A 2,753-nucleotide genomic window follows, 5' to 3' on the forward strand; every position below is an offset into this window, starting at 1 on the left:
TTTCTCGATCTCGCCGTTGACCCCGTCCATCGCCTCGACGGCGCGGTCGTAGGTCTGGCGGTTCATCGATTCCCGCGTCGCCTCGTAGATCGTCTGCTTGGAGAGGCCGGCGTCGGAGACGGCGGTCGACTTGACCATCATCGCGGTCAGCACCCGCTCCACGAACAGATTGCGCAGGAAGGCGACGATCTGCGCCTGCGGCCCGTCGTTGGGCTCGTAGCGGGTCACCAGATAGCGCAGCCAGTCGTAGCGCAGGTTGCCGCCGGCCTCGCGCACCACGGACAGAAGCTGCGACGTCATCGCGAGGAACTGGTTCATCGACGCGACGTCGAGCATCTGCGGATGGACGGTGATCAGCACCGAGGTTGCCGCGCACAGCGCCGACATGGTGAGAAAGCCGAGCTGCGGCGGGCAGTCGATCACCACGACGTCGTAGCTCGCCTCCACGCTCTCGAAGGCCTCGGCCACCCGGGTGAAGAACAGCGACGACGGATCGCGCGCCGGATCGGCGAGGATGCGCGGCGTGTCGTGCTCGAACTCGTGGAGCTCCAGATTGCCGGGCACCAGGTCGAGCCCGGCGAAATAGGTCGGGCGGATGATCTCGGCGAGCGGACGGCGCTCGGCGTCGTAGCGGATCGCGCCGTAGAGCGTCTCGTTGTCGCCGACGTCGAATTCCGGCTGATAGCCGTAGAGCGCGGACATCGAGGCCTGCGGATCGAGGTCGACGGCGAGCACCCGGTAGCCGCGCAGCGCGAAATACTGGGCAAGGTGGGCGGCGGACGTGGTCTTGCCCGAGCCGCCCTTGAAGTTGGTGACGGCGATCACCTGCAGATGCTCGCCCGGGCCGCGCGTCGGCAGATAGGCCGGCTTGCCCTTGGCGAGATGCCGGCGCAGGGCGTGGATCTGGTCGAGCGTGTAGGCCCGGCGCCCCGATGTGGTCTTGTCCGGAACCGGCCCTTCCTCGGCCAGCGCCAGATGGCGGATGTAGCTCTCGGTGACCCCGATCAGCCGCGCCGCCTCGGCGCTGGAAAAGCGGCGAAGCTCCTTCTGCGCCTCGGGCGGAAACAGCCGCTCGCGCAGGAGCTGCAGCTGCGCGCCGAGGGCCTGGGAATCCCGCCAGATCAGTTCGTCGATCGAGGCGGCTTCCGATTGTCTGGATCTGGGCGGTCCGGCGATGGTCATGGGCTTTCACGCAAATTCGGGCCAATCGGCCTCATTTGCGCAAATGTCCGCGAGTCGGGCGGGTCGGTCAAGGAATATTGGGTTAACGAAAGGCTAACGCCCGCTGCCGAACCCGCGCAATTCCGGCACTCCCGCGGCCCGGGCACGCGCCGTTGTCAGCTGACAACGGCTGTACGGGCCGCTCTGAAAGGCCCGGATTCGAGGCCGGCGTCAAGAGGTTGCACCGGGCTGGCGGCGGGCGGAACCGCAGTGGTCCCGGCGCGCACGGCGCCGGTTCAGACCTCGCCTTCCGGTGCCGGATACACGCGGCGTCCGGCGATGAAGGTCGCGACAAGATTGCGGTCCGGACCCAGAACGAGGACGTCGGCGTCGCTCCCCGCCCGCAGCCGCCCCTTGCGCGCCCCGAGTCGCGCAGCGTCGGCCGGATACGCCGATGCCATCCGCAGCGCCTCCTCGAAGGGAAGGCCGAGCCGGTCGGCGACGAGGCCCACGGCCGCGTGCATGTCGATGTCGGCCCCGGCCAGCGTGCCGTCGGCAAAGGCGAGCCGCCCCCCGGACCGGATCACCTCGCGGCCGCTCAGCATGAACCGGTCGAGATCCGTGCCGGTGCCGGACATGGCGTCGGTGACGAGGAAGATCCGCCCCGGCCCGGCCTTGGCGCGCAAGGCAATGCGCATCGCCGCCGGATCGACGTGATGCCCGTCGGCGATCAGCCCGGCCGAGAGCCGGCCGTCATCGAGCGCGGCGCCGACAAGGCCGGGCTCGCGGTGGCCGAGCGGGCTCATGGCGTTGAAGAGATGGGTCACCTGAGAGGCGCCGGCCTCCGCACAGGCCAGCGCCGCGGCGTGGCTGCAGTCGGTGTGGCCGAGGCTGACGAGGATGCCCGCATTGGCCAGCCGGCGGATCTGGTCGAGGTTGACGCTCTCCGGTGCCACCGTGACCATCAGGACGCCCACGTCCTTCGCGGCGGCAAGAAGCTCGGCAAGGTCGTCCTCGGTCATCGGCCGGATCAGCGCCGGATCGTGGGCGCCCTTGCGGGCCCGCGACAGGTGCGGTCCCTCCAGATGCAGGCCGAGATAGCCGGGCACGCCGGCCGCCCGCGCGGCCCGGCCGGCGGCGAGCGCCGCCGTGACGGTTTCCGGCCGGTCGGTGATCAGGGTGGCGAGAAGCGCGGTGGTGCCGAAGCGGACATGGGCCGCGCAGATCGCGCGGATGCCGTCCACGCTCGGCCGGTCGTTGAACAGCACGCCGCCGCCGCCATTGACCTGGAGGTCGACATAGCCCGGCACCAGCAAGGCGTCGCCGAGATCGGTCACAGCCGCGCCCGGAGGAACGTCGCCGCGCGGCAGGAGCGCCATGACCCGGCCCTCCGCCACCATCAGGGCGGCTTCGTCATGCCACGTATCGCCATCGAAGATGCGGGCGGCGGCAAGGGCGAGGGGGCCGGTCAAGGTGTTGCCCGGCGCAGGTCGGGCGCGGGCGAGATCGACGGCGCCGGCGAGGGCATCGCCGCGCGGGGCAACGATCCGCACGCGGTGGCGTTCGGCGAGCCGGGACGCATAGGGCCCCGC

At 70.5% G+C, this 2,753-nt stretch carries 2 protein-coding genes; both read right to left on the reverse strand.

Annotated features, from left to right (window positions below; translation table 11 throughout):
• The coding region (gene repA, locus A6302_RS19895) for a plasmid partitioning protein RepA (protein WP_069308470.1) at positions 1-1,182 on the reverse strand (1,182 nt) is incomplete at its 3' end.
• Positions 1,183-1,457: 275 nt separating this feature from the next.
• Positions 1,458-2,633: an N-acetylglucosamine-6-phosphate deacetylase gene (gene nagA / locus A6302_RS19900; protein ID WP_069308471.1), complete on the reverse strand. Its 1,176-nt coding sequence runs from the start codon at positions 2,631-2,633 to the stop codon at positions 1,458-1,460.
• Positions 2,634-2,753: the final 120 nt, after the last annotated feature.

The organism is Methylobrevis pamukkalensis, assembly GCF_001720135.1.
Classification (GTDB): Bacteria; Pseudomonadota; Alphaproteobacteria; order Rhizobiales; family Pleomorphomonadaceae; genus Methylobrevis; species Methylobrevis pamukkalensis.